The organism is Paenibacillus sp. FSL R7-277, from assembly GCF_000517965.1.
Classification (GTDB): Bacteria; Bacillota; Bacilli; order Paenibacillales; family Paenibacillaceae; genus Paenibacillus_AQ; species Paenibacillus_AQ silagei.
On sequence record NZ_ASPX01000115.1, the window covers coordinates 31,661 to 57,805 of the forward strand.

The 26,145-nt window shown below is 53.3% G+C and carries 21 protein-coding genes; 14 read left to right on the plus strand and 7 right to left on the minus strand.

Annotated features, from left to right (window positions below; all coding sequences use genetic code 11):
- Positions 1-132: 132 nt before the first annotated feature.
- From C173_RS34375 to C173_RS28260, 9 genes are all read left to right on the plus strand, one after another.
- Positions 133-279: a lmo0937 family membrane protein gene (locus C173_RS34375; protein ID WP_155991672.1), complete on the plus strand. Its 147-nt coding sequence runs from the start codon at positions 133-135 to the stop codon at positions 277-279.
- Positions 280-434: 155 nt separating this feature from the next.
- The gene (locus C173_RS28225) at positions 435-992 is read left to right on the plus strand and encodes a 5' nucleotidase, NT5C type (RefSeq protein ID WP_036731518.1); all 558 of its coding nucleotides are present in this window, start codon (positions 435-437) and stop codon (positions 990-992) included.
- A gap of 188 nt (positions 993-1,180) precedes the next feature.
- A complete protein-coding gene (locus C173_RS28230; RefSeq protein ID WP_036731520.1) occupies positions 1,181-2,773 on the plus strand; it encodes a sensor domain-containing diguanylate cyclase in 1,593 nt (530 codons plus the stop codon).
- An 83-nt stretch (positions 2,774-2,856) separates the two neighbouring features.
- On the plus strand, positions 2,857-4,482 hold the full coding sequence (gene dcuS / locus C173_RS28235; RefSeq protein WP_036731522.1) for a DcuS/MalK family sensor histidine kinase: 1,626 nt from the start codon (positions 2,857-2,859) through the stop codon (positions 4,480-4,482).
- Between the two features lie 45 nt (positions 4,483-4,527).
- Positions 4,528-5,235: a response regulator gene (locus tag C173_RS28240; protein ID WP_036731524.1), complete on the plus strand. Its 708-nt coding sequence runs from the start codon at positions 4,528-4,530 to the stop codon at positions 5,233-5,235.
- Between the two features lie 241 nt (positions 5,236-5,476).
- Positions 5,477-6,835 (plus strand): 2-hydroxycarboxylate transporter family protein, encoded by a 1,359-nt coding sequence (locus C173_RS28245; protein WP_036731526.1) that lies wholly within the window; start codon positions 5,477-5,479, stop codon positions 6,833-6,835.
- Positions 6,836-7,106: 271 nt separating this feature from the next.
- On the plus strand, positions 7,107-8,291 hold the full coding sequence (locus C173_RS28250) for an NAD(P)-dependent malic enzyme (RefSeq protein WP_036731528.1): 1,185 nt from the start codon (positions 7,107-7,109) through the stop codon (positions 8,289-8,291).
- 175 nt (positions 8,292-8,466) lie between these two features.
- Positions 8,467-9,531 (plus strand): suppressor of fused domain protein, encoded by a 1,065-nt coding sequence (locus C173_RS28255; protein WP_036732071.1) that lies wholly within the window; start codon positions 8,467-8,469, stop codon positions 9,529-9,531.
- Between the two features lie 205 nt (positions 9,532-9,736).
- Positions 9,737-10,885 (plus strand): AI-2E family transporter, encoded by a 1,149-nt coding sequence (locus C173_RS28260; RefSeq protein ID WP_081751381.1) that lies wholly within the window; start codon positions 9,737-9,739, stop codon positions 10,883-10,885.
- A 516-nt stretch (positions 10,886-11,401) separates the two neighbouring features.
- Here C173_RS28260 and C173_RS28265 read toward each other — a convergent pair.
- The 4 genes from C173_RS28265 to C173_RS28280 form a co-directional block, all read right to left on the minus strand.
- Entirely contained in the window at positions 11,402-12,145 is a 744-nt protein-coding gene (locus tag C173_RS28265; protein WP_036731530.1) for an amino acid ABC transporter ATP-binding protein, read from the minus strand.
- Between the two features lie 15 nt (positions 12,146-12,160).
- A complete protein-coding gene (locus tag C173_RS28270) occupies positions 12,161-12,820 on the minus strand; it encodes an amino acid ABC transporter permease (RefSeq protein ID WP_036731532.1) in 660 nt (219 codons plus the stop codon).
- 28 nt (positions 12,821-12,848) lie between these two features.
- On the minus strand, positions 12,849-13,589 hold the full coding sequence (locus C173_RS28275; RefSeq protein ID WP_442792682.1) for an amino acid ABC transporter substrate-binding protein: 741 nt from the start codon (positions 13,587-13,589) through the stop codon (positions 12,849-12,851).
- 343 nt (positions 13,590-13,932) lie between these two features.
- A complete protein-coding gene (locus C173_RS28280; protein WP_036731535.1) occupies positions 13,933-14,616 on the minus strand; it encodes a pectate lyase in 684 nt (227 codons plus the stop codon).
- A 241-nt stretch (positions 14,617-14,857) separates the two neighbouring features.
- Between C173_RS28280 and C173_RS28285 the strand changes: the two genes are divergently transcribed.
- Positions 14,858-15,538 carry a GDSL-type esterase/lipase family protein gene (locus tag C173_RS28285; protein ID WP_036731538.1) on the plus strand — a complete coding sequence of 227 codons (681 nt, stop codon included), beginning with the start codon at positions 14,858-14,860 and terminating at the stop codon, positions 15,536-15,538.
- A gap of 69 nt (positions 15,539-15,607) precedes the next feature.
- Here C173_RS28285 and C173_RS28290 read toward each other — a convergent pair whose 3' ends face one another.
- From C173_RS28290 to C173_RS28300, 3 genes are all read right to left on the minus strand, one after another.
- Positions 15,608-16,807 (minus strand): MFS transporter, encoded by a 1,200-nt coding sequence (locus C173_RS28290; RefSeq protein ID WP_051478609.1) that lies wholly within the window; start codon positions 16,805-16,807, stop codon positions 15,608-15,610.
- A gap of 252 nt (positions 16,808-17,059) precedes the next feature.
- On the minus strand, positions 17,060-18,430 hold the full coding sequence (locus C173_RS35210) for a hypothetical protein (protein ID WP_051478547.1): 1,371 nt from the start codon (positions 18,428-18,430) through the stop codon (positions 17,060-17,062).
- A 183-nt stretch (positions 18,431-18,613) separates the two neighbouring features.
- Positions 18,614-19,447: an AraC family transcriptional regulator gene (locus C173_RS28300; protein WP_036731542.1), complete on the minus strand. Its 834-nt coding sequence runs from the start codon at positions 19,445-19,447 to the stop codon at positions 18,614-18,616.
- A gap of 225 nt (positions 19,448-19,672) precedes the next feature.
- Between C173_RS28300 and C173_RS28305 the strand changes: the two genes are divergently transcribed.
- The 4 genes from C173_RS28305 to treP all read left to right on the plus strand — a co-directional run bounded on the left by C173_RS28305 (position 19,673) and on the right by treP (position 26,048).
- A complete protein-coding gene (locus C173_RS28305; RefSeq protein WP_036731544.1) occupies positions 19,673-20,332 on the plus strand; it encodes a ThuA domain-containing protein in 660 nt (219 codons plus the stop codon).
- A gap of 24 nt (positions 20,333-20,356) precedes the next feature.
- On the plus strand, positions 20,357-21,460 hold the full coding sequence (locus C173_RS28310; RefSeq protein ID WP_036731545.1) for a Gfo/Idh/MocA family protein: 1,104 nt from the start codon (positions 20,357-20,359) through the stop codon (positions 21,458-21,460).
- Between the two features lie 776 nt (positions 21,461-22,236).
- Complete coding sequence (gene treC, locus C173_RS28315; protein ID WP_036731547.1) at positions 22,237-23,961, plus strand: alpha,alpha-phosphotrehalase; 1,725 nt, start codon at positions 22,237-22,239, stop codon at positions 23,959-23,961.
- Positions 23,962-24,062: 101 nt separating this feature from the next.
- Complete coding sequence (gene treP, locus C173_RS28320; RefSeq protein WP_036731549.1) at positions 24,063-26,048, plus strand: PTS system trehalose-specific EIIBC component; 1,986 nt, start codon at positions 24,063-24,065, stop codon at positions 26,046-26,048.
- Positions 26,049-26,145: the final 97 nt, after the last annotated feature.

The window sequence follows — 26,145 nt, forward strand, 5'->3', positions numbered from 1 at the left end:
GTATTATTTAAAATAGTATAGCAGCCTGTCCGCTATTCAAGCAAGCTCCGTTCTGTTGATCACCCGTTTGAATCTTCCTCGACAAGGGTAAAATACAGACAAATAACTTCGGAAGAGAAAGGCGGTAAGCTTATGCTGTGGGGATTAATCGGATTGATTATTGTGGCGTGGCTGTTTGGTTTTATTTTTCATGTAATGGGCAATCTGATTCATCTTCTGCTCTTTGTAGCGGCAGTTCTGTTCGTGGTCAACCTGGTCAAGGGACGGTCGCGCAGATAAAGGGGAATGAGCGGGTAGGAATAGGCAGCAAAGCATATGCCCCGGTGAAGGAGGCATGTGCTTTTTTATGTTCAGTCTGGCGGATGCCTGGACACCTATTCCCCGGTTGCCTATAATAAATGAAAATGAATGAAAATGTACATGGAGGAGATTCAATGCGCAAACCGATCATCGCCGTCGATATGGATGATACCATCTGCCATCTCGTGAAGCGTGCGATATACCACAATAACATTGAGTTTCCTACACATCCGCTTCGCTACGAAGATATGATGGATTGGAACACGGACCATCTGCGCCACCCGGACAGCACCATGGACCTGTTCTTCGGCCGACCCGGCCTGTACGAGGAACTGGAGCTGTTCGACGAATATGTGGTGGAAGAGATGGAGAAGCTGCACAACGCCTATGATGTTATTATTGTAACGGCCGCTGTACCGAAGACGGTGCTGGAGAAATGGAACTGGCTGCAAAAGCATATGCCGTATATCCCGGCCGACAATTTCTTCACCTGCAAGCGGAAGCATCTGATCGGCTACGATCTGCTGATTGATGACGGCCCGCATAACCTGCTGCCCGCCGTACAGGCAGGGAAGAAGGTGCTCTGCATCCCGCATCCGTGGAACCTGAGAGCACGTGAGCAATACTCTTTTCCGCTGATGACCTCCTGGGAGGGTGCCAAGGAACGGGTGGATGAGATTTTGCAGGCGTAGGCTGAACCTGATCTTAACCTGAACCTGAATAACCGCTTGAAGATGAGCCCCGTTTCTGCGGGCTTATTCTGCTATGTCCGGGAGACATTCGCCGTATGTACTGCCATAAATCCGCTGTCGAACATTATCAATATTTGCTGTATGATGGGTGTATCTTTGCGTTTCTTGCTCCAAGGAGGATTGCAGTTTTGTCTAAAGGGTTAAAGAGTAAGGTTAGTCAAAGTAAAAAGCTGAGTCTCACCACGCTGCTCACAGGTCTGGTGACACTGGTCGTTCTCCTAACTTCGAGTATTCTTCTGCTGGGTTCTTATGAGTCCAAGAAGCGATCCTTAATGGAGACTACGCTTCATCTGAATTACATCAATGCTGACCGTATGTCGAGGACTATGGATTCATTATTTCAGTCTATGTGGGGGAGTCTGGAATACAACGCCGCAAGGCTGTCTGACATAGAAGCTATGCCGGCTCAGCAAGTGAATGATTCCCTGGATTTGATGCGCAGCAGCAGCAATTTCTTCAATTCCATCACCGTGGTCGACGCCAGCGGATTCGTCCGTCATGTCTCACCTGCCAGCATAGGGACTACAGGCAAGCACATCACCTCAGAGAATAGCAAGGAAGCATTAGCGCTCCGTAAGCCGTATACCTCTTCTCCATACCTGACTGCCAATACCAAGCGGTTAATTGTATTTTTGAGCCAGCCCATCTTCGATGCTGCGGGTACCTACGCCGGAATGCTTAGCGGCACCATCTATCTTCAGGAGAATAACGTTCTGTCTGAGATTTTTGACAATGTACAGGAGGATGACTCGGGGTCTTATTATTATATTGTGGACTCCGAAGGCCATCTGGTGTATCACCCGGATAAGGCGCGGATCGGCACAGATGTCAGCAGTAATGAGGTTGTGCAGCAGCTGATGAATAAGCAAAGCGGAGAACAGCGTGTCACGAACACCCGGGGCATCGAGATGCTGGCTGGTTATTCCAGTGTGCCCGCCAACGGCTGGGGAATCGTGGTCGTCTCCCCGATTGGCCACATTCATCAGGAGCTGATGGGACATATTCGTATCCTGATCGGGTATACCTCCTTGCCGTTCATCATCCTGCTGCTGGGCGTTATTCTGCTGGCACGCAAGTTTGCGCGCCCCTTCGTCTATCTGGCAGATGTCGTGAGCAAAATGGGCAAGGAACAGATAGAATTGCAGGAAGCGAAGCGGTATTGGAGCCGGGAGGCTTACTTACTGACAGACGGAGTGTCGCTTGCCCTGGCCAATATTCAGCAGCAGACTGAGCAGTTGACCCATGAAGCCGAAACGGATGTGCTGACCGGTCTGATGAACCGCAGGTCCCTGGAGCATACGATCAGCCAGCGGATAAGCTCTGGTGTTCCCTTTTCACTGGTGCTGCTGGATATAGATAAGTTCAAGCTGGTCAATGACACGTACGGCCATAATCTGGGCGATGAAGTTCTGAAGCATGTCGTCCGGGTCATCGTGACTTCACTTCGGCCGGATGATATCTGTTACCGCTACGGCGGGGAAGAATTCGTTATTCTGCTGGCCCGGACCACGCCTGCTGAAGCCTTCAGCGCTGCTGAGCGAATCCGTCTTGCGGTTGAGCGGAGCCAGGGGCCGATTGCGGCGAAGCTTACGATTTCACAGGGGATTGCCCACTACCCTTCCCATGCCGCCGATCTTACGGGACTGCTTGTGAAGGCGGATCAGGCTTTGTATCTGGCGAAGAGCAGAGGGCGCAACCAGTCCGTGATTGCGGAATCCTAGCAGAATTTACTTTGAATTGTGACTGTCGCGCTTTGAAGGCTTTTGCGTTATAATCGAGAAAAATTTCCTGAAGGTGGAGCAATGTGAGAATTGGTACAAAAAGATTACGCCTTCAGACCACCATCACCCTGATGATCTGCCTGATCGTCGTGCTGGTGCTGCTGATTGTGTATGTAATGTTCGGCATGAGATTCTCCGAAGAAGCCCGGGCTTCTCTGGAGAACAAGGCCATCACCATTGCCCGCACGGTCTCGCGTACACCGGGGGTGGTGGACGGGCTGCTTGCAGAGTCCGATTCCGGCAGCATCCAGCGTTATGCAACCGATATTAGCGTCATCAATGACGTTCAATTTGTGGTGGTGATGGATATGGGCGGCATTCGCCGTTCCCACCCTGATCCGGCCCTGATCGGCAAGCATTTCATGGGCGGGGATGAGACCGATGCACTGCATGGCAAGGAGACCATATCCGTGGCTGAAGGCTCGCTCGGTTATTCAGTGAGAGCGTTCTCACCGATCTTCGCCTCTGACGGCAAGCAGGTTGGAGCAGTAGCGGTGGGCATATCGCTTGGCAGCGTCCGTTCCGCCGTTCAGCAGAACCGCTGGATTATCTACTCGGGCATCCTGGTCGGCGGGCTGATGGGGATATTCGGTGCCATCCTGCTCGCCCGCAAAATCAAGCGGATGATGTTCGGCATGGAGCCGGGCGAGATTGCCAAGCTGCTGGAGGAACGCAGCGCTATGCTGCAATCGACCAAAGAAGGGATTCTGGCCGTCGACAAGGACTCGCGGATTACCCTGGTGAATGCCGAGGCTCGCAGACTGATGGGCAGTGTCGGCTTGAACCAGGAACCGGTAGGCAGGCAGGCCGGGCAGTTCTGGCCGCTGCTGCGGATGGAGAAGGTGCTGGAGACCGGGGAAGCCTTGCAGGATAAGGAAGTGGAGCAGAGCGGCATCACGCTGCTGGTGAATGTGGTTCCGGTCAAGGTGAACGGAGTGATTGAGGGGGCCATAGCCACGTTCCGGGACAAGACCGAAATCAGTATTTTGATGGAGCGACTCTCAGGAATCTCCCTGTATGCAGAAGCACTGCGTGCCCAGACCCATGAATTCATGAACAAGCTGCATGTCATTATGGGGCTGAATACGATGCGCAGATATGACCGGCTGGAAGAATATCTGACCGATATTGTGCAGAACATCCGGACGGAGGCGGACTCCGTGGTCAGACAGGTCAAAGACCCGGTGATGGTCGGCTTCCTGCTGGGCAAGCTGAGCAGAATCAGAGAGGCAGATGTGCGGCTGGTTATTCTGGACGACGGTGTGCTGCCGGAAGCTGCGGATCATGAGACCGCACGGGAGCTGGTCACGATATTCGGCAATCTGCTGGACAATGCGCTAGAGGCCTTGCAAGGGGCGGACACTAAGCTGATAGAGATCGGATTCTGGCATAAGGACAATCTGCTTACCCTGAAGATCAGCGACAACGGCCCCGGCATCTCTGCGGAGGACGGGAATCATCTGTATGAACAGGGCTACTCGACCAAAGGCAAAGACCGGGGCGTGGGGCTGTATCTGGTGAAGCGGAGTGTAGCCAAGCTGGGCGGGACGATTGACTACCAGAGCCGGGCGGATCAAGGAACCGATTTTACTATACAGTTGCCTTATCTTGCGAAGCATGATGATAACCTGTTGAAGACTGATGATTAACTATGAAGAGTGTGGATAACTGATGAAGAGGGTTGAGACCCAATTATGATAAAAGTACTGATCGTTGAAGATGACCCGATGGTATCGGAGATGAACAAGTTTTATTTGGAGCAGGTAGAGGGCTTCCGCGCCCAGGGGTGGGCCAGCTCTGCGGCCGAGGCGCTGGAGCAACTGGAGGAGCAGCCGTATGATTTGATTCTGCTGGATATTTACATGAAGGACAGCAACGGGCTGGAGCTGCTGGCCGAGATCCGGCACAGGGGCATAAAGATTGATGTGATCGTCATCTCGGCGGCGAGCGACAAGGAGAGCATCCGCGAAGCGCTCCAGAACGGAGCGGTGGACTACCTGATCAAGCCGTTCGAGTTCCCGAGGTTTCGCGCGGCGCTGAACGGCTACCGGGAGCAGAACAAGCTGTTCCGCAGCCAGGAGCGGCTGAACCAGTCGGAGCTGGACCGGCTGTCCCGGTTCAAGCAGGAACGGATGACCTCGCAGGAGCTGGCGAAGGGCTTCACCCGTCAGACGCTCCAGACCATCTGGCGTGCCGTGGAGGCCTGCGGCACTGAGCTGTTCTCCGCCGAGGACATCTCGGCGGTATCCGGCATCTCCCGTGTCTCCGCCGGCAAATACCTGATCGGCCTGACCGAGATGGGCGTGCTGGAGATGGACCTCGTCTATGGCAGCATCGGCCGTCCGGTGCAAAAATACCGGATCGCTCCGAACGGCAAGGGATTGATTACTAAGTATATTTGAGTATAACTAACTAATCCTGGAGCTCCTGCCGCGCAACCTGCGGCGGGGCTTTTTGTGTTGCGCAGACATTGGAAGTGGGCTGGGAGCTGAAATGAAAGGGATAAATCCCCCGTTCCCAGCCCATTCCTGATAGCGCTTACTTTAATAATTTACAAAACCCCTTTATTACTTTCATAAAAACAAAAGCGCTTTCAAAGCAGCTATGATGAATTTGTAAAAGAGTTAAGGAGGTAAGGTTAACATGCAAAAAGCAATTCAACCCCCGCTTTCGGTACCGGAACAGCAGCCTGTTGTACTGAAGCAAGGAGAACAGGGTTTCGTCCAGAAGCTTCTGCATTTAAAAGTAGGCGTTATTCCGCTCCCGCTGTATGTGGTATTTGCACTCATTATTTTTGCGGCTTCTGTGCTTGGTGAACTGCCCAACGACATGATCGGCGGCTTTGCAGTAATTATTGTACTGGGGGTGCTGCTCAGTGATCTGGGCTTCAAGCTTCCGATTCTCAAGAATATCGGCGGTCCCGCGATCCTCTCCCTGATGATCCCATCCTTCCTGGTCTTCTGGAATGTGCTGGACCCTTCGGTGCTCGAATCGGTCAACACGCTGATGAAGACATCGAATTTCCTGTACCTGTACATCTCGATTCTGGTAGCCGGAAGTATTACCGGGATGAACCGGACTACGCTGATCAACGGCTTCATCCGCATCTTCATTCCGATGATGGCCGGAACCCTCGCCGCTGTGGCTGCGGGCCTGGGCGTAGGGATGCTGCTTGGTTATAGCGCACACCGGACACTATTCTACATTATCGTGCCTATTATCGGCGGCGGTGTCGGTGAAGGGATTCTCCCGCTGTCGATCGCGTTCTCGCAGATCCTCGGCGGGGAATCCGGCTCCTATGTGGCCCAGATGATTCCGGCAGCGGTGATCGGCAACGTGTTTGCGATTATCGGTGCGGGCCTGCTCAAGCGGATGGCTGACAAAAATCCGTCCATCACCGGGAACGGTGTGCTCGTAAAGTCGAAGGACGGCCAGAAGCTGGCGGGCAGCACGTATGACAGCGCGAAGCCGGACTTCCTGCTGATGGGCGCGGGCCTGCTGTTCGCCTGCGGACTCTTTATCACCGGACACCTGCTGTCGCCGTTTGTTGGCATTCCGGGTCCGATTCTGATGATCTTCGCAGCGGCACTACTCAAGATTTCCAAGCTGCTCCCGTCCAAAATCGAGCAGGGCGCTTATCAGCTCTACAAGCTGGTATCCGGTACTTTAACCTGGCCGCTGATGGTCGGCCTCGGGATGCTGTACATCCCGCTGAAGGATGTCGCCGCCCTGATCTCGCTTCCTTATATTATTGTCTGCGCTACTGTTATCGTGGCGATGACGATCACCGGCTATTTTACCGGCAAATGGGTCAATATGTACCCGGTTGAAGCGGCCATTGTTACCGGCTGCCGCGGCGGCCTTGGCGGAACAGGTGATGTAGCCATTCTGTCTGCCTCGGGACGCATGGAGCTGATGCCGTTCGCACAGATCTCCACCCGTATCGGCGGTGCAATTACAGTAGTTGTAGCCACACTGCTCATCTCCGTCTGGGGCGGCTGATCAGGGTCCTCAATCAGCAGACAAGACGGCTGAATCACATGAAATCGCATCCAATCGTGTCTAAATCGTGGACAATTTTCAGGTGTCAGCTTTTATCTTGCCAATCCGATAATTATCGCGGAGAATGACTAAGGGAGTATATGAAATGCAGAGTTGACGGGCCTGCATACGGGTCTGGTACGGTTCCGGATGCAGGTATATCCGCTATATATAGTAAGATCTGAGAATAGATGCAAGCAAACGGTTAACCAGTTGAATGGAGGAGTTATTCATGGAACTATTAGAAGAAATTATGCTGCTGCATAAAGGCGGTAAGCTCGAAACTACTCTGAAGCATCCGATTCTGTGCAAAGACGACCTGTCCAAAGTCTACACGCCGGGTGTGGCGAAGGTCTGTCAGGCGATTGCCGACGATCAGTCCCAGGCTTACGAGCTAACCACGAAGAAGAATACCGTAGCTGTCATATCCGATGGTACGGCTGTACTTGGTCTTGGCGATATCGGGCCGAAGGCGGCCATGCCGGTCATGGAGGGCAAAGCGGCGCTATTCAAGCAATTCGCAGACGTCGACGCCGTGCCGATATGCCTGGACACCAAGAATACCGAAGAGATTATTGCGATTGTAAAAGCGCTTGCCCCGACGTTCGGCGGCATTAACCTGGAGGACATCTCCTCTCCGCGCTGCTTCGAGATTGAAGCCAGACTAAGAGCCGAGCTGGACATTCCCGTCTTCCATGATGATCAGCATGGTACGGCAATTGTCGTGACAGCCGGACTGCTGAATGCGCTCAAGGTATGCGGCAAGGATATTAAGGATGTCAAAATCGTAGTCAATGGCATAGGTGCAGCCGGCATCTCCGTCTCCAAAATGCTGCTGCATGCCGGAGCGGTCAACCTGATCGGCGTGGACCGGGAGGGCGCGATTAACCGGCTGGCGGATTATGAACGCAGCCACTGGAGCGATTACGCCCGGATTACGAACCCTTATCTTGAAACCGGAAGTCTGTCCGATGTGATCAAAGGCGCAGATGTCTTCATCGGAGTCTCTGCACCGGACGTGCTGAAGCTGGAAGATGTGCTGAACATGGCCACAGACCCGATTGTGTTCGCCATGGCGAACCCGATGCCGGAGATTGATCCTGCCATTGCTGCGCCGCATGTAAGAGTCATGGCGACCGGCCGTTCCGACTATCCGAACCAGATTAACAATGTGCTGTGCTTCCCGGGGATATTCAGAGGCGCGCTGGATTGTGAAGCTACGGATATCAATGAAGATATGAAGCTGGCGGCAGCAGAGGCGATCTCCTCAGTGATTGACCCGTCTGAGCTGCATGAGAAATATATCATCCCGGACGCCTTCGATCCGCGTGTAGTAGAGAGAATCCGCATGGCTGTAGCTGAAGCGGCAGCTAAGAGCGGCGTAGCCCGCAAGGACCTGCTGGTCGGCATTAACTGATACCTATATTAATGAAGATACACCAAACGGCAAGCTCGTCAGATGAGCTTGCCGTTTTTTGCGGAATTTATATGGTTTAGGGTTTGTGATGATGGAATTGGGGTAATGAACGGGAGATTCTGGGCCGGATATGGGAATTCCGGCTGTACATAAATATGAACCTGGAGGGAACAAGATGAGTGAGCAAGAAGTGGAAGCTATCGGCTGGGATGCCATTGAAGATCAGATGAAGAGACTGTACGGGCAACAGGAGCCGAAGCATTATGCGGCAATGCTGCCGTATAGCCTGGGAGGCAATGACCCGCTGAACGGAATCAGCGCTTATGCTGCCGAGCAGCCTTATCCGCATTGGCATTTCGTAACCTTCGGCTTCACCGAGCTGTTCGAGAAGGAGTCTGAAGACCTTGAATACAGCGGCTACGGCTTCGAGCTGACCTTCCGTCTGGCGCGTAGTGCAGGCGAGCAGGATCCTCCAGCCTGGGCGATCAATCTGCTGCAGAACATGGCCAGATATGTATTCTCCAGCGGAAATATCTTTGCTTCCGGCCATCACCTGGATGCCAATGGCCCGATTTGCCTGGGGGCGGATACTCAGCTGACAGCGCTGGCGTTCACCGATGACCCGGAGCTTCCGGCTGTGGAGACGCCGAACGGCCGTGTAGAATTCTTGCAGATGGTAGGAATCACAGCGGATGAGCTGGAAGCGATGATGTCCTGGAATACCAACGCCTTCCTGGAGGCCAGTCAGGAGGTGCTCCCTCTCTACATCACCGATCTTGCCCGGGATTCGCTGCTCCGGCTTCCGGCCATTCAGGAAGCGGTGCGTCAGGGTATCGACCGTGACGGTTCCCAGACGGGCATTCTGTATGTGGATGAACTGGATTATGAGCCGGGTACAAGCCGCCTGTTCAGTGCAGCACCTGCTGTCCTGACCATAGGCGCACGGCAGGCACCGACTATAGCCAAGCTGCTGCGCGGCCGTCTGCTGAAGGGGAAGCCGCTGACGCTGACCAGCAAGAAGCTGCAGGTGATGCTGGAGTTGAAACCCGTTAACGGGACTGTGGTCAACGAGGATTGTGTCCGCATCGGCTTGACGGAAGAGGTGGTCCTGGAATTGGAAGAGAAGCTCCAGCCTAAGGAAGGGGAGCTCCGGCTGTCTGCCGCCAAGGAGTTGAAGGTGCAGATCCGCAAGACCTACATCAAAGACCAGGAAGGCAATGTGGTCGAAACTATCGGCTAACCGCGCGGACGGCAGCTTTCTTTTCGGCAAATCATACCCGTCTATCTCAGAGCCGTTTCATGACGAAATTAAACATAGCCGTATTCCGGCCTGGAGACCAAATCTTTAGCTTATCTTTAGACTTGGTTTAGTCTGAATTAAGAAACCCCGGCTATATTTAAGTGAACAAGAAACGCTGTTCAAAATAACGGAACGGGAGCCCACTATGGCCAAATTGAATTTGTTTATCCGCGTGTGTATTGCCGTGCTGCTGGTGCTGGGCATTATCTATGTCGGCTCACTGGTAGACTTTATTTTTACCCCTGTTATCTCGTTGTTCAATGTTGTGATGGTGCCGTTAATGCTGGCCGTATTCTTCTATTATCTGCTTCGGCCCCTGATCGACTTCCTGTCCTCGCGCAAATTGAAGCGGACGCTGGCGATCCTGCTGGTCTATCTGGTCATTGCTGTTCTGCTGCTGGGCTTCACGGTAGGCGTCTGGCCATCGCTGCAAAGTCAGCTGCTGAACCTGGTCAACAATATGCCGGGTGTGCTGAGAGCAGTGGGGGAGCAGCTAAGTAAGCTGGAGAACACTGAGCTGCTGTCGGGACTGATTCCCGAGAATATGAACCTGTCCAGCCAATTGATGGGCTATTTGAATACAGGCTTCTCGCTGGCAACGGGCTATGTGTCCGGGCTGTTCTCCTTTGTCTCTAATTTTGCAATTGTGCTGTTCACCTTCCCGATCCTGCTGTTCTACATGCTGAAGGAGGGTGGGAAGTTCGGCGATAAGCTCGTGAGCTTCTTCCCGAGACGCTATCACGAGGAAGGCGCGGGGGTGGTTGCCGAGATTGATAACGTGATGGGCAGCTTCATCGTCGGCAGAGTGCTGGTCAATCTGGCGCTCGGCGTGCTCATGTACATCGGGTTCCTGTTCATCGGCCTGCCGTATGCACTGCTGCTGACGCTGGTGGCGGTGCTGATGAACTTTATCCCTTTTATCGGAGCCATTCTGTCTACCGTGCCAATCTTCATCATCGGTCTGATTGAGTCCCCGTCTACGGCGGTCTGGTCGATTGTGGTCGTGCTCGTTGCGCAGCAGATTCAGGATAACCTGGTGGCCCCTTATATCTTCGGCAAAAGTATGGATATCCACCCGCTGACCACCATCATTCTCGTCCTGGCCGGCGGCGATTTCGGCGGAATCATCGGCATCCTGGTTATTATTCCGGTCTACATGATGCTCAAGATCATCATCGTCAAGCTGTATCAGCTGTTCATCCGCAGGCGCTGGGATGAGGAGCCGGCAGCGCCGATGGGACCGGTAGAGCCGATGCCCGGGGACACGGCGCCGCCTGCGGATGCGGGGGAGTAAACGGAATTGAAAAAGGCAGATTAAGGACCGATTAGCGCGTAGGGGGTCCATAGAAATTGCGAGGTTGGACGAAGCAAGGGTGAGCTTGGATGAAGTGAGAGTGAACAAGGGTGAGGTTGGGGCAGAGTAATGGAAGATTTGGGTGAGAGGTGGAAAATAGGCACTTATTTCACGTGGAGTGGACTGTTACAGGGAAGCAGTTGGAAAAAGTACATCTAATATTCCAATATATAAGGATTCGCCTAAAGTCGGCTCCAACAAGTGTTCTTTATCCAACTAATCTTGGAAAGTATGTCTGTAGCGCAAAATTAGATGGACTAAATCCACTTGCTTCCTCTGCTGCGTTCTGAGCTTAGCTTGATCCTCGTCCCACTATCAGATTAGGTATATAGATTAAAACAAACACACCGGAAATCAATCCATAACATGATTTCCGGTGTGTTTGTTTTGTTATATTCGTTTGTAATGTAATCAGCTACTTCGATGTTTTCTTAAACTTATAAGTATCCACTATACCTACTCCCGCATCAAAAACGTCCGCGTCCGCTCCAGCTTCGGGCTGCCGAAGATCTCCTCCGGTGTGCCGGATTCGGCAATGTCCCCGTTGTCCATGAAGAAGACGCGGTCGGCGACATCGCGGGCGAAGCTCATCTCATGGGTGACGATCATCATCGTCATGTTCTCCTCGGCGAGCTGGCGGATGACACGCAGCACCTCGCCGGTCAATTCGGGATCAAGCGCCGAGGTTGGTTCGTCGAACAGGAGAATGTCCGGGCTGAGCATCATCGCTCTGGCGATGGCGACCCGCTGCTTCTGCCCGCCCGACAGTGTGGAGGGATAGACGTCTGCTTTGTCAGCCAGGCCTACCTTCGAGAGCAGCTCCCGGCTCTTGGCCGTAATCTGCTGCACACTCTCCCGCTTCAGCGTGCGCGGGGCAAGCTCCAGGTTGTCCCGCACACTGAGATGCGGAAAAAGATTAAAATGCTGGAACACCATCCCCATACTTGAGGTGATGTCTCTAATATTCGCCGTACTGGCGTAGCGTCCATCCTCAACAAGCACTTTCCCGCAGATCGAGATGCTGCCTCCGGTGACCTCCTCCAGATGTACGAGACTGCGCAGCATGGTGCTTTTGCCGGAGCCCGAGGGCCCGATCACCGCAACGACTTCGCCGGGCTTCACGTCAAAGCTTATCTGGTTCAGCACACTGAGGCTGCCGAAGTCTTTCTTCAATTGACGTACTTCAATCATGCTACTCATAGCCAAACAGCCCTTCTACTCAAATTTGAAACGTTTCTCCAGCAGCTTGAAGAACAAGGTCAGCACCAGTGTCATCAGCAGATAAATAACGCCCGCAACGACAAAAGGAGTGACGGTAAAATCACGGTTCACCGCCGTCTTGGCGAAATTCAGCAGCTCAGGCACCGCCACGGCATACAGCAGAGCGGTATCCTTAACCAGCGTAATGGATTCATTGGCGACCGCAGGCAGCGCCACGCGGAACATCTGGGCGAGAATCACCTTGCGCAGCGTCTGCCACCGGCTTAAGCCCAGAACCTTGGCCGCCTCATGCTGGCCTTTATCGATCGAGAGCAGCCCGCCCCGGAAGATCTCGGCGAAATAAGCGCCGTAATTGAGAATAAAGCCCAGGCTGGCCGCTACAAAGCGGTCCATAACGAGATATTCCCCGATCACGGGAATCTGCGGCAGGCCGAAGCAGAAGAAGAACAATTGCAGCAAGAGCGGCGTTCCGCGCATGACGTAAATATAAGCGTGTGCGATCCAGGCCAGCGGCTTTAGCGTGCTTTTGGCCATCAGAGTGACCACCATCCCGAGCGGAATGGACAGCACGATCACAATCAGGAACAGCAGCACCGTGGTCCGGGCGCCTTCAAGCATCGGTCCGGAAATTCTAATAATATAATCGATATCCATGGCTTAACCGGCTCCTAAACGATAGCATCTAGTTCAATACCTTGTTCTCTCCGAACCACTTGGTTGAGATCTCAGCGGCGGTTCCGTCACTGTTCAGCTCATCCAGCGCCTTCTGCAGCTCTGTCAGCAGTTCATCATTGCCCTTCTTGATTCCAATACCATATTGCTCAGGAGCCAGTGATTCTTCCATCAGCTTATACGTATCCGGCTCCTTGGCTATGTAATATCTGGCGACAACCTCATCAATAACTACCCCATCCACACGGCCGGACTTGAGGTCTGTCAGAGCCAGGACATTGTCGGGGTATTCGGACACGTCCTTAAGCTCGGCTTTGATCGGACTGGCATCCAGGGCATCGGCGGCAGAGGAGAGGCTTTGCAATCCGACTTCTTTGCCGGCCAGATCCTTAAGCGCAGACAGCGATGAACCCGCCAGCACGACTACCACCTGGCTATTCTCCAGATAAGGCTTGGTGAACAGCACCTTCTCCTTGCGCTCGTCCGTGATGGTGTATCCGTTCCAGATCATATCAATCCGGCCGCTGTTCAGCTCGGATTCCTTGGCGGACCAGTCAATCGGCTGGAAGGTAACCTCCTTGCCCATCTTCTTGACAGCCGCTCGCGCATAGTCAATATCGAAGCCGACAAGCTCATTGTCATCATCCCGGAAGCCCATCGGGGCGAACTTGTCGTCTATGCCGATCACCAGCATCCCGTCCTTGCCGCCTGAACCGGACCCTGAGCAGCCTGTAATTAGTACAATAGCCATGATGGTTAATAGAACCCATATTCCCTGTCTCTTCATCTCTCTAATCCTCCTAGTAGATTGCGTGCCGCATCCGCCCGCTTTAGTTCGTTAATACGTTATCAGGCTATCATAATAGCATATCATGTGAGCTTATGTCGATAGAGTTCATAGAGGCAGATGTGTCCAAAATAAATCAAACTCTCCGTCCCGAAGCTGCCCGTGTTCATGTGTGCTTATCCTCCGTATATATAGAAACCGCCTCCATCCCGGAAGAGCCGGAAATGAAGGCGGTTACTGTTAACGGCGGTATGTTGCGGGCATCAGACTGGTGTATTCACACTAGCTTCCCTGATCTTGTTTTACCTTAATATTGCGTGTTGCCCGATTGGCTGGTCTTGCCCGAGGCAAAGCCCTTGAATAGGGTGGGCACATTGCGGTAGCGGGTATTGGTAATCCGGGCTGCGCTGCTGCTGCTGTCTGTGCGGAAGATGGAATCCTTGACGTTCGAAATGTCCGAGTTGTCCAGTGTGAAGTTCACCGTGTAGGAGGTGCCGCCGTTCTGGCGGGCCAGCTTGCCGATATCATCGGCTCTGAAATTCTTAATGTTGATGGTGCCCGCAGCGTTCGCCTGAAACACTTTATCGTAGGCTTTGTACGCACCTCCGCCTGTAATATTGACGGTGCCGGAGGCCTTCAGGGTCAGGGCATCCTCGCCGACATCCTGCCAGGTCACATTGGAGATGGTAGCATTCCCGTAACAGTGCACCCCGTCTGCGCCGGGAGCGCCGATAATTACATTTTTGAGTGTAGCATTCTTTTCCAGCCGGAAGATGGGCTTCTGATTCTCTGCCTGGCTGCCGTCTCCGAGCGTGCTCGGATTGGCGACGAACGTCTGGCCATTGCCGTTATACGTCTCACCGGCCTTCACTACAATCGTCGAATTCACCACAATTGGCGATGCGGCTGATACCTCGGGGGGACTGGCAACATAGAACGAAGACAACAGTGCAACCGACAGGAGCAAGCCAACTACCTTTTTCAAAAACATTCCGCCCTTCAACTGTAGAATTGAGGTCCGGCGTACCGGTACCTTGCGGGCAATCCAGCCAGATGTGCACCTCCGACTGCACCCGATATCTAACCTATTCAGAACACGTGTGCATAGAACATAAACCTTACATGGAGATCAATTTCCATATTTTCGACACAATTGGGCAAGGGTTGCAAGCTGAGAGATAAAGGTTAACAATGGTAGAATAACATAGACAATAGAAGCGGAGGAGAATAGAATGACTCAGGAAGAATTTGACGAGATGATGGAGATTCAGTGGCAGAGAGAGAAAGAAGAGAAGGTGAAGAAGTATAGCATTCTGAATACCTTGGCGCTAAAAGGGCAGACCGTGATGACCGGCTCGTCGCTGATGGAGTTTTTTCCGGTGAATGAATTACAGCAGACGCTGGAGAAGCAGACGGTGATCTATAACCGCGGGATTGCAGGCTATGTAACCCGGGAATTGCTTGAAGTGCTGGAGGTATGCGTGCTTGCGCTTGCACCTTCGAAGCTGTTCATTAATATCGGCACCAACGACATCAGCTCAGCGGACGGGGAGTATAAGCTGGAGAAGCTGCTTGCGAATTACAATGAGATTCTGACCCGAATTAGAGAGAGGCTGCCGGAGTGCAAGGTGTATGTCATGGCGTATTATCCGGTGAATGCCAAGGCCGAGTTCCCCGGAATGGATGAGGAGATGCGGGAGAACTACTTCAGAACGAGAACCAATGCGGCTTTATTGGAAGCGAACAGCGCGGTGGAACAATTAGCCGGGAAGCACGGGTATGAGTTCATTAATGTGAATGAGGGACTTACGGACGCTGAAGGGAATCTGAAGGAAGAGTATACGATGGACGGAGTTCATATGTATGGGAACGGGTACTCCGTGGTTCTTGATAATCTGAAAAAATACCTATAGCAGCCACACGCAGCAAGAGCAGCGGTCTTCCGGTAGCCGGAGAGGCGCTGCTCTTGCTGCTCACAACCCTCAGATCAGTTCCCGCCGCCGCTTCAAATACACATACAGCACAATTCCCGACAAGGAGCAGACCGCTGCGCACAGCCCGATGAACCCGTACCCCGCCTGGAGACCGCGCAGCAGGCCAAGCTCTGTTGTGCTGCCGTACATTCTTTTGACGGTCTCAATGACCCAGCCGATAATATAATTGCCGATGACACTGCCCAGGCCCATCAACGTGACCACAAAGGTAATAGCCGTATCGCTTCCGTTCGGGTAACGGCGGGCAATAAAAGCCATCACGGTAGGATAGATAATAGCGATCCCAGCGCCGGATAGGGCGAACAGAAAGGCGAGACGCTCCCCGCCGGCCAGGGCGGCGAAGGTGCAGACCGCCGAGAAGCAGGAGAAGATAATCAGCGAGAGCACGAAGCCGATCCGGTCTGTCAGTGCACCCAGCAAGAGCCGTCCCAGGGAGAATAGCAGGAAGAAGGCTGACAGTAAGCCGGAAGCGCGGACGGTATCCCAGGCGTAGGCTTTTTCCAGAAAGTTAACCAGCCAGCCGCCCACAGCCAGCTCTGAGACCACGCCGAAGGACAGAATCATCACCATCATCCAGAGCGCGGGATCGCGCGTCAGGGTACGGAAGGAGGTGCGGTCCTCATTCGGCAGATCATCCCCGGGAAACGTGCTTCGCAGCGCCGACAGAATCGGCAGCAGGCAGAGCGACAGCATGACCAGATACATCCCCCGCCAGTCCAGCGTATGACCGAATACACTCAGCGACATCACCCCGGTTGCCAGCAGCGGCGCTACAGTTGAGCTTAGGCCATAGAAGAAGTGGGATAGGTTCATCATCATCCCCGTGTTTTTGACGAATATGCGTGCCCCCAGAATCGCCAGCCCGATCTCCAGCATCCCGTTCCCTATGTACATCAGAAAGTAAGAGGAAGCAAACAGCGGATAGCTGTGGGACAGGAAGATCAGCACCCCTGAGAGGACCATGGAGGCGAACGAAATAACAGTAACGGCCTTAATTCCCCATTTGCGGACAAGAATAGCCGTGAACGAGCAGGCGATCAGATAGCCAAGCGCATTAAGCGAGAGCAGGGTGCCGAGCTGCCCCTCATTCAGATTGAAGGCGAGCTGAATCCGCGGGATGGCGGGCCCTTTAATATTCTCCGAGATGCCAAAGACGACAAAGCCCAGGAAGATAGTGACAAGTTGCATGATATAAACGGTATTGCGTTTGCTTGCAGAGTTGCGGGACTGAGCTTTCAAGGTAAATTGCCTCCTGGAAGATTGCGTGTTGGAATACGTGTATTGTAGTTATTTTACGGTGAAAGGGCAAGGGTTACTTGTTCAATCTCCCTACATAAAGAAAGCCCGCACAGGCAGGGGATGATAACTTTCCTGCGGTGTACGAGCATTTGGAGGAATTGGACCGGTTGAACCGCCTTTGCTCATTTTTTAGCCCTACATTTAAGAGATTCTAAATATGCTTACATTACTGTAAGTGTCAGATTGTCCTGTGATTTGCAAGTTTAACCCCGTAATCCCTTGTGCCGTGACTGGGAAAATAAGCTCTGTGTTGGCCGTAGTTACATTTATCAGACCACTGGCCGCCAGGGCCAGGCCGCCAGAGCCTGTAGTTCCTCCAGCAGCTTTATACAGATAGGAGGGGAAGGGGGTAATTGCACCGTTCAAAGTAGGTATAACAGTTATAATATCGGCACTTGCAGAGGTATCACTAATAAACAATCGAATGTTGTAGGCAACAAAATAAATGCCTGTTTCTGGTATCACTATACTTTGGTTACCGCCGGTACCTCCAAGGGTAATCCCCTGAGCAAATACCGTATTGAACGGGATATTAACCGGGACGCCATTAGTTACTGCTGTGTTATTGACCGGAACAAATCGTCCATGAGTGGCCAATATATTCGGCCCTGTGATTCCAGTAGCCCCAGTGAGGCCAGTAGCGCCGGTAAGGCCGGTAGCCCCAGTGAATCCGGTGCTTCCGGTGACTCCGGTAAGGCCGGTAGCCCCAGTGACTCCGGTGACTCCGGTGACTCCGGTAAGGCCGGTAGCCCCAGTGACTCCGGTGACTCCGGTGACTCCGGTAAGGCCGGTAGCCCCAGTGACTCCGGTAGTTCCGGTGACTCCGGTAAGGCCGGTAGCACCAGTGACTCCGGTGACTCCGGTGACTCCGGTGACTCCGGTCGGCCCTGTTGCCCCTTCTCCTGGACCAGTAGGTCCGGTCACTCCGGTTGGCCCCGTGGCCCCTCCCCCTGGACCGGTAGGTCCGGTCACTCCGGTTGGCCCCGTGGTCCCTCCCCCTGGACCGGTAGGTCCGGTCACTCCGGCTGGCCCCGTTGCCCCTCCCCCAGGCCCCGTAGGTCCGGTCACTCCGGCTGGCCCCGTAGCCCCTCCCCCTGGACCGGTAGGTCCGGTCACTCCGGTTGGCCCCGTGGTCCCTCCACCGTTATGTTCTCCAAGCAGTTCTTCAGATACTAAGCGGTGAGCGGTGACCAGTTGACCAGTACTACTCTTGCCCCACACCGAAATTTGAACGACATTGCTCAACTCAGTCACACTATCAGATGTAACAAATATAAATTCAAAACCATTAAAATCAGCATAATAATTCTTCGTAATGACTTGATTTGCTGCAAGCTGGACAACTTCGCTAACGTACAAGACCCTTGTTCCCGCATTCAGATAATACCCCTGAATAGATACAGAGAACGCCGAGCTCACGCTGCGATTATCGATTTTAACAGTAACCTGCTGAGTAGGCCTCACTCCGCTAACCGGGTTATTTTCGATCGGTCCTGTTGATAAAAAGGCCATTGCTTGATCACTTCCTGTCCGTATAATTGAATTTCGTTCCATCAGCAGCACACTTAATGATTAATATAGTAATATTCAGACTTACTGGTTTGGTGTGGACTTAGGAAGCCCCATATAACCGCAAAAAACCCGCAAGGATACTCTCCTGTGCAGGCTGTTACTTTTTCTTTAGCATATTTCAAGCTACCGCAGCTCGCTCGGTGTGCGCAGCTTGACCTGCTTGAACACACGGTTGAAGGTGCGGATATTGGTGAAGCCGCATTCCAGCGCGATATCCAGGATACTTTTGTCCGTATTAAGCAGCAGCCGCTCCGCCTGGTTGACGCGGATGCTATTCAGGTAGGCGACGTAGCTCATGCCTGAGATGCTTTTGAAGAAGCGGGAGAAATAGAACAGACTCATGTTAGCGTGGCGGGCAGCGTCGGCCAGCGTGATGGGGTGCATGTAATGGACGTCCAGGTATTCCAGCACCTCCTGCATGATCTTCATGTTCGTAATGCGCCGCTTATCCTTGTGGGGATTAACGATATCCAGCGGCAGCTGCCGCAGAATCAGGGCACACAGCTCGTGCAGCAGCCCGGTCATCAGCTGCTCGTGATGTGGAGGCTTCTGAAGATGCTCCTGCAGCAGCTCCTGCATGATCGCGGGCAGGCGGCCGCGAATTCGTGCTTCGTCCGGGCCGGACGGATGCTGCTCCAGAAAAGGGGAGGTCAGCCGCATATTAAGCGGCCAGCCGGCGGGGAACCCGATCAGCGAAGGATTGAAAATAATCATCAGCAGCTTGGACTGGCTGTTCTTGCTGTCATAATAATGAATATCCCCGCTGCTGCATACAGCCAGATCCCCGGAGTTCAAGAGCCGCGTCTCCGAGTTGATCCCCATGCGGATGGAGCCCTCCAGCACATAGACAATCTCCAGATCGTTATGCCAATGAGCCAGGAAATCTATATTGTGACTCACAAAAGCCGTGAAGGGAAACGCGGATTGATAGGTTCTGTTCTCGTGAAAAGCTCGCATGCTTACTCCTGTTCTCCACATTCCCGGCCGATGGTCAGGAAGCGGTTTCAATATTTTGCTGCTAACAGCATCATGCAACCTTAAATTTAGCAAAAAATGACCATTCCCACAAGCAAAATGACGAGCAAGAAGGCTCGTAATGGATTACAATTTCTTCAGGAAGACCTGATCTGAATCAATCTATAACCCAAACTTGGATAAATAGGACAAAAAGGAGAGGTTGATATGGCAAAGAAGGCATTGATTGTAAAAGGTGGATGGGACGGGCATGAACCGAATGAGGTAGGGGCGCTTTTTGCAGATATCCTTACGAATGAAGGCTTCGAGGTTGAAGTCTCTGATACGCTGGACAGCTTCAATGATGCGGAGGCGCTGAAGGCGCTGAACCTGATTGTACCGGTGTGGACCATGGGCGAAATCAAGGGGGAGCAGTGCTCGGCGGTTCTGGCGGCTGTGGCTTCCGGCGTAGGCATCGCGGGCTGTCACGGCGGGATGTGCGATTCCTTCCGGACCAATACGGAATGGCAATTTTTGACCGGGTCGCAATGGGTGGCGCATCCCTTCAACGATGGAGTGGATTATGAAGTGAACATCGTGAAATCCGGCTCCAGCCCGATTGTGGAAGGTATGCAGGACTTCATGGTGAAGTCTGAGCAGTATTATCTGCATGTCGATCCGGCGGTGAATGTACTGGCTACCACCACTTTTGGAATAAGCGAAGGCGAGCATTCGGCCAATGGTGTGATCACGATGCCGGTGGTCTATACGAAGAAATGGGGCCAGGGCAAGGTATTCTATAACGCGCTTGGACATCATGCGGATGTGTTCGATATCTCGGAGGCCAAGGAACTGATGCGCCGGGGCTTCTTGTGGGCAGCTAAATAAACGAAGGACAAGGTGGGATACAGCGTGCGTAAAGTTAAAGTTGGGATTGTTGGCTGCGGGAATATCAGCGGCATTTATTTTGAAAATTTGACCGGAACCTTCAGGAATACGGAAGTCTACGCTTGTTCGGATCTTAATCTGGAGCGGGCGCAGCAGGCGGCAGAGCAGTACGGAGTGCCGAATGTCTGGACAACAGCGGAGCTGCTGGCTTCGGATGAGATTGAGATTGTTGTGAATCTGACGACGCCAAATTATCACTTCGAGGTGTGTAAGCAGGCGCTGCTCGCAGGCAAGCATGTCTATGTGGAGAAGCCGCTGTCGTTGTCGCTTGAGAACGGAACCGAGCTGGTCGCATTGGCAAAAGAAAAGAATCTGTTCATCGGCTGTGCTCCTGACACCTTCCTTGGGGGTGGTCTGCAGACCTGCGCCAAGCTGATTGCAGACGGATATATCGGCGAGCCGGTGGCGGCAACGGCCTTTATGCTCTGCCATGGTCATGAGAGCTGGCACCCGGACCCTGAATTCTACTATCAGGCCGGCGGCGGCCCGATGTTCGATATGGGACCGTATTATCTGACGGCTCTCGTATCCTTGCTGGGCCCGGCGACTACGGTATGCGGCATGACTAAGACCTCTTTCCCTACCCGGACGATCACCAGTGAGAAGAAGTTCGGCAAGGTTGTAGAGGTTGAAGTCCCTACGCATGTGGCCGGAACGATCCAGTTCGCCAGCGGAGCAGTTGCAACGATGATTACCAGCTTCGATGTCTGGCACAGCACGTTGCCGCGCATCGAGATCTACGGCTCGCTGGGCACCCTGATTGTGCCGGACCCGAACACCTTTGGCGGCCCGATCCTGCTGCGCCCGGCGCATAGCTCCGAATTCAAGGAGATTCCGGTGGTTCACAGCTATGAAGGCAATAGCCGGGGAATTGGCGTTGCTGATATGGCCCGCTGTATCGGGACTGGAGAGACCCCGCGCGCTAACGGCGAGCTGGCTAATCATGTGCTGGAGATCATGCATGCCTTCCACACCAGCTCCGATTCCAAGCGCTATGCGGAGCTGACCACCACCTGCGACCAGCCGAAGCTGCTGCCGCTGGGACTGATTAAGGGATATTTGGAATAATTAATAGTAAGAGAGATATACAGAGATAAAAGAGGTACAGAAAGATACAGAGAGATTCAAAGAGGTATAAAGAGGTACAGTGAGGTAAAGAGGACTAGTAATAGGCAGCGTTCCTGTCTCCGGTATTCGGGGAGGGGCGCTGTTTTTTTATTGTTTAGGAAATTATGAGAGTGCACCCGATCTCACCTGACGCGTGCTAAATATGCTAATGAGGAGCAGTAGTGCACCTCATTATGCCGAATGCCGCCAGAAGTAGACGAATGGAGAAGGGGGAGGGCAAACTGCTGCGTCCCTCGCCGCGCCATCGCTCCGTTGCTGCTGCTTGAAGCAAGTGGAAAAAGGGCAATTGCTTTAACGCAGAATCACAAAAGTGGGAAAACGAGTGGAAAAAGTACATTTAATTCTGCCTGAAATGTCCAGAGGCAGGGAAATGGAACATAGTAGATGCTGTTTATCCAATTAAATGCCCTCCGAAGCCTATTTGACGAAATTTAAATGTACAATTTCCACCTACTACTTATACCCGCCAGCTTCCCGGCACCCACTATCTATCAACTACCCTACCCACCCACTATCTACCCTACCCGCCGACTATCTACCCATTACCCATTTGCTACTCCAACTACTAAATTACCCGTTAAATCATCTACTAGGCCAGCCCATATTGACAACCTGTATATACAGGTTTACACTGTGTGAGGTGTTTGATCTTGTATATACAAGTGTAATGAATGACAATAAAGCGATTTTTGCTGAGGACAACACAGAAATTCTACATGGAGGTGCTAACTTTGAGCCAAGCCCGGCATTCGGAATGGTGGCGGCGGTCCACCGTGTATCAGGTGTACCCGAAGAGCTTCAAGGATACGACAGGTAGCGGAACAGGAGATATAAGAGGCCTGACGGAGAAACTGGATTATTTGCAGGAGCTGGGGATTGATATTGTCTGGCTCCAGCCGGTCTATGTCTCGCCGGGACATGATAACGGTTACGATGTGGCCGACTATGAGCGGATTAACCCCGAATTCGGCACGATGGAGGACTTCGACGAGCTGATAGCGGAGCTGCACCGGTGCGGAATGAAGCTCATGACGGATATCGTAGTCAACCATACCTCGACAGAGCATGAGTGGTTCAAGCAGGCGATCTCCAGCCGGGATAATCCGTACCGCGATTATTATATCTGGAAGGACCCGGCGCCAGGCGGGGGAGTACCGAACAATTGGCAGTCGAAATTCGGCGGTCCCGCCTGGCAGTACGATGAGGCGTCAGGCCAATATTATCTTACTTTGTTCGACAAAACACAGGCAGATTTGAACTGGGAGAACGAGCAGGTTCGCATAGCGGTCAATGAGATGATGCTGTTCTGGGCCCGCAAGGGTGTGGACGGCTTCCGCATGGATGTGATTAACCTGATCTCCAAGGACCAGCGCTTCCCGGATGATGACGGGAGTGTGCCGCCGGGCGACGGGCGGAAATATTACACAGACGGTCCACGGGTCCACGAATACATCCGGGCGATGTATGATGAGGTGTTTGGCCCGCATGAGCTGATTACGGTTGGCGAGATGTCCTCTACAACACTTGAACATTGCATCCGTTACTCCAATCCTGAGCGGCGGGAATTCTCAATGACGTTCAACTTCCACCATCTGAAGGTGGATTATCCAAACGGCCGGAAATGGGAGCTGATGCCTTACGATTTCGAAGCACTCAAGCGGCTATTCAGTGAGTGGCAGACCGGGATGCAGCAGGGCGGGGGCTGGAATGCATTATTTTTCAATAACCATGATCAGCCGCGCGCCCTCTCCAGATTCACCGATGATGACAGGTACCGCGAAGAAAGCGCCAAGCTACTGGCAACTACACTGCATGGACTTCAAGGCACGCCGTATGTCTATCAGGGAGAAGAGATCGGGATGCCGAATCCCAATTGGAAGAGCATTGAGGAGTTCCGCGATATCGAGTCGCTGAATATGTACCGGATTCTGTGTGAGCAGGGGGCAAGCCCCGGGGAGGCTCTCGCTATCCTGCAGGAACGTTCAAGGGACAACTCCCGTACGCCGATGCAGTGGGATACAAGCGCGAATGCAGGCTTCACCACTGGTATTCCTTGGCTGAAGGTGGATGAACGTTACCCGGACATCAATGTGCAGAAGGAGCGGGAGCGGCCGGATTCGATCTTCCATCACTACCGCAAGCTGATCGCTCTGCGCAAGACGCATGCGGTCTTCACCGACGGCATCTACCGCAGACTGGACGAAGCACATCCCGAGGTGTTTGCTTATGCACGGATGGGGGACGGCGAGGCGCTGGTGGTGGTCTCGAACTTCAGCGGCAAGGATGTCCGCTTCCGGTTCCCGGAGGAGCACTGGGCGGACTTAAATGTAGCCGGGAAGGACAGGCTTCTGCTTGCCAATACGGATGAGCATCCCTCACTGACTCAAGAGCTTCAGCTTAGTCCGTATGCTTCATACCTGTGGCTGATCAGCCGGAACTAAAGGAAGCTGGCCCTAGAGAAATGTACTTAAATATAGAAGCAACGCGCGCTAAGAGAAGCAACAACTGGTAAGCATTCATCAACTACGCGAGGAGTGACAATATGGCTATAGACCGCAAAAATGTTGAAGATATCGTCCGGGCGGTTGGAGGCAAGGAAAATATTGAGGTTGCAACGCATTGTGTTACCCGGCTGAGGTTCTCACTCTATGACGAGAGCAAGGTGGATTCGGCGGCGCTGGACCGCAACGACCTTGTGAAGGGACAATTCTCTTCCCAGGGACAATTCCAGATTGTTATCGGACCGGGAACAGTAGATAAAGTCTATGATGAGATGATTCAGCTGACCGGCGGTGCGCGTTCCTCCAAAGATGAGGTGAAATCAGCCGCTGCCCGCAAGCAGAACCCGCTTCAGCGGGCGATCAAGACGCTGGCCGATATTTTTATTCCCATTCTTCCGGCCATCGTAACTGCGGGTCTGTTGCTGGGGATCAATAACCTGCTGACCGGCCCTGGGATCTTCTTCAGCCAGTCACTGGTGGATGTCTATCCGCAGTGGAAGGATATTGCGGCGATTATCAATACGATTGCCAGTACGGCGTTTACCTTCTTGCCGGCTCTGATCGGCTGGGCGGCCGTGACCCGCTTCGGGGGCAGTCCGCTGCTCGGGATTGTGCTGGGTCTGATTCTGGTTCATCCAGACTTATTAAGTGCTTACAGCTATGCCAACGCTTCTACGGAAGGGACGGTTCCAACCTGGAATCTGTTCGGCTGGCATCTGGAGCGGATCGGTTATCAGGGGCAGGTCCTGCCGGTCCTGGTATCGGCCTATATTCTGGCCAGCATTGAGAAATTTCTGGATAAGCGGGTCCATGATTCGATCAAATTGCTCGTGGTCGCACCCGTGACTCTGCTGATTACAGGGTTCCTGGCCTTCACCATCATCGGACCGGTTACGTTCGGCATTGCGAATGCCATTACCTCCGGGCTGATCTATATTTTCGATCATTTCGCCATCCTCGGCGGCTTAATCTACGGCGGATTCTATTCGCTGCTGGTCATTACGGGCATGCATCACACCTTCCTGGCCGTGGATGTTCAGCTAATCGGCAGCGAAGGAGGCACGTTCCTCTGGCCGATGCTGGCGCTCTCCAACATTGCCCAGGGTGCGGCCGCACTGGCTATGATGTTCGTGATTAGAGAACAGAAGACGAAGGGGCTGGCTGTTACCTCCTCCGTCTCGGCTTTCCTTGGAGTCACCGAGCCGGCGATCTTCGGGGTGAATATCCGCTACCGCTATCCGTTCATCTTCGGAATGATCGGCTCCGCGATGGCCGGAGTGCTGCTGACCGTGAATCAGGTCCGGGCCACTTCCATTGGGGTAGGAGGGATTCCCGGCTTCCTGTCGATCTTCCCTAACCAGTGGGGCGTATTCTTCATCGGGATGGCGATCGTACTGATTGTGCCGTTTGTTGCCACGGTGCTGTATGGCCGGGCAGTTGTGCAGCGTGCAGCGAAAAGCCCGTCAGAGGCAACAGATCTGACGGATGCTAAGCCTGCGTCCAAAAGCGGGGAACTGAACAGCCGCAGCTCGGTTCAAGGCTCGCAGGAGCAGGAGCCCGTAAATATTCTGGAGCTGGCGTCGCCGCTCAGCGGAACGGCAGTGCCGCTTGCGCAGGTTCCTGATCCTGCATTTGCCGAGAAGCAGATGGGTGAAGGGATTGCCATTGAACCCGCCGAGGGTAAGGTGTATGCTCCGTTTGATGCTACAGTGGCCCATGTGATTAAGAGCAAGCATGCGCTGATTCTGGAGCATGCCAGCGGAGTCCAGGTGCTGATCCATGTCGGGATCAACACCGTGTCGCTCAAGGGCAGCGGCTTCACCACACGTGCCAATATCGGCGATAAAGTGAAGGCAGGCGAGCTTTTGCTGGAATTCGATATGGAGGCCATCCGCGCCGCAGGGTATCCATTAATCACTCCAATCATTATCCCCGCAGGGCAGGATATGGTGGAGCGGATTGAGGAGAAGACCGGACCGGCAACGGCGAAGCAGACAAGTATTCTGACGGTTCATCTGAAGGGTTGATCTGAGCGGATCAGGCATACAATATAAGGAATGGAGGACAGCCCTGCGGGGCTGTTTTTCTACAATTATAGAATTATATACTCTGTCCTGCAGCCAG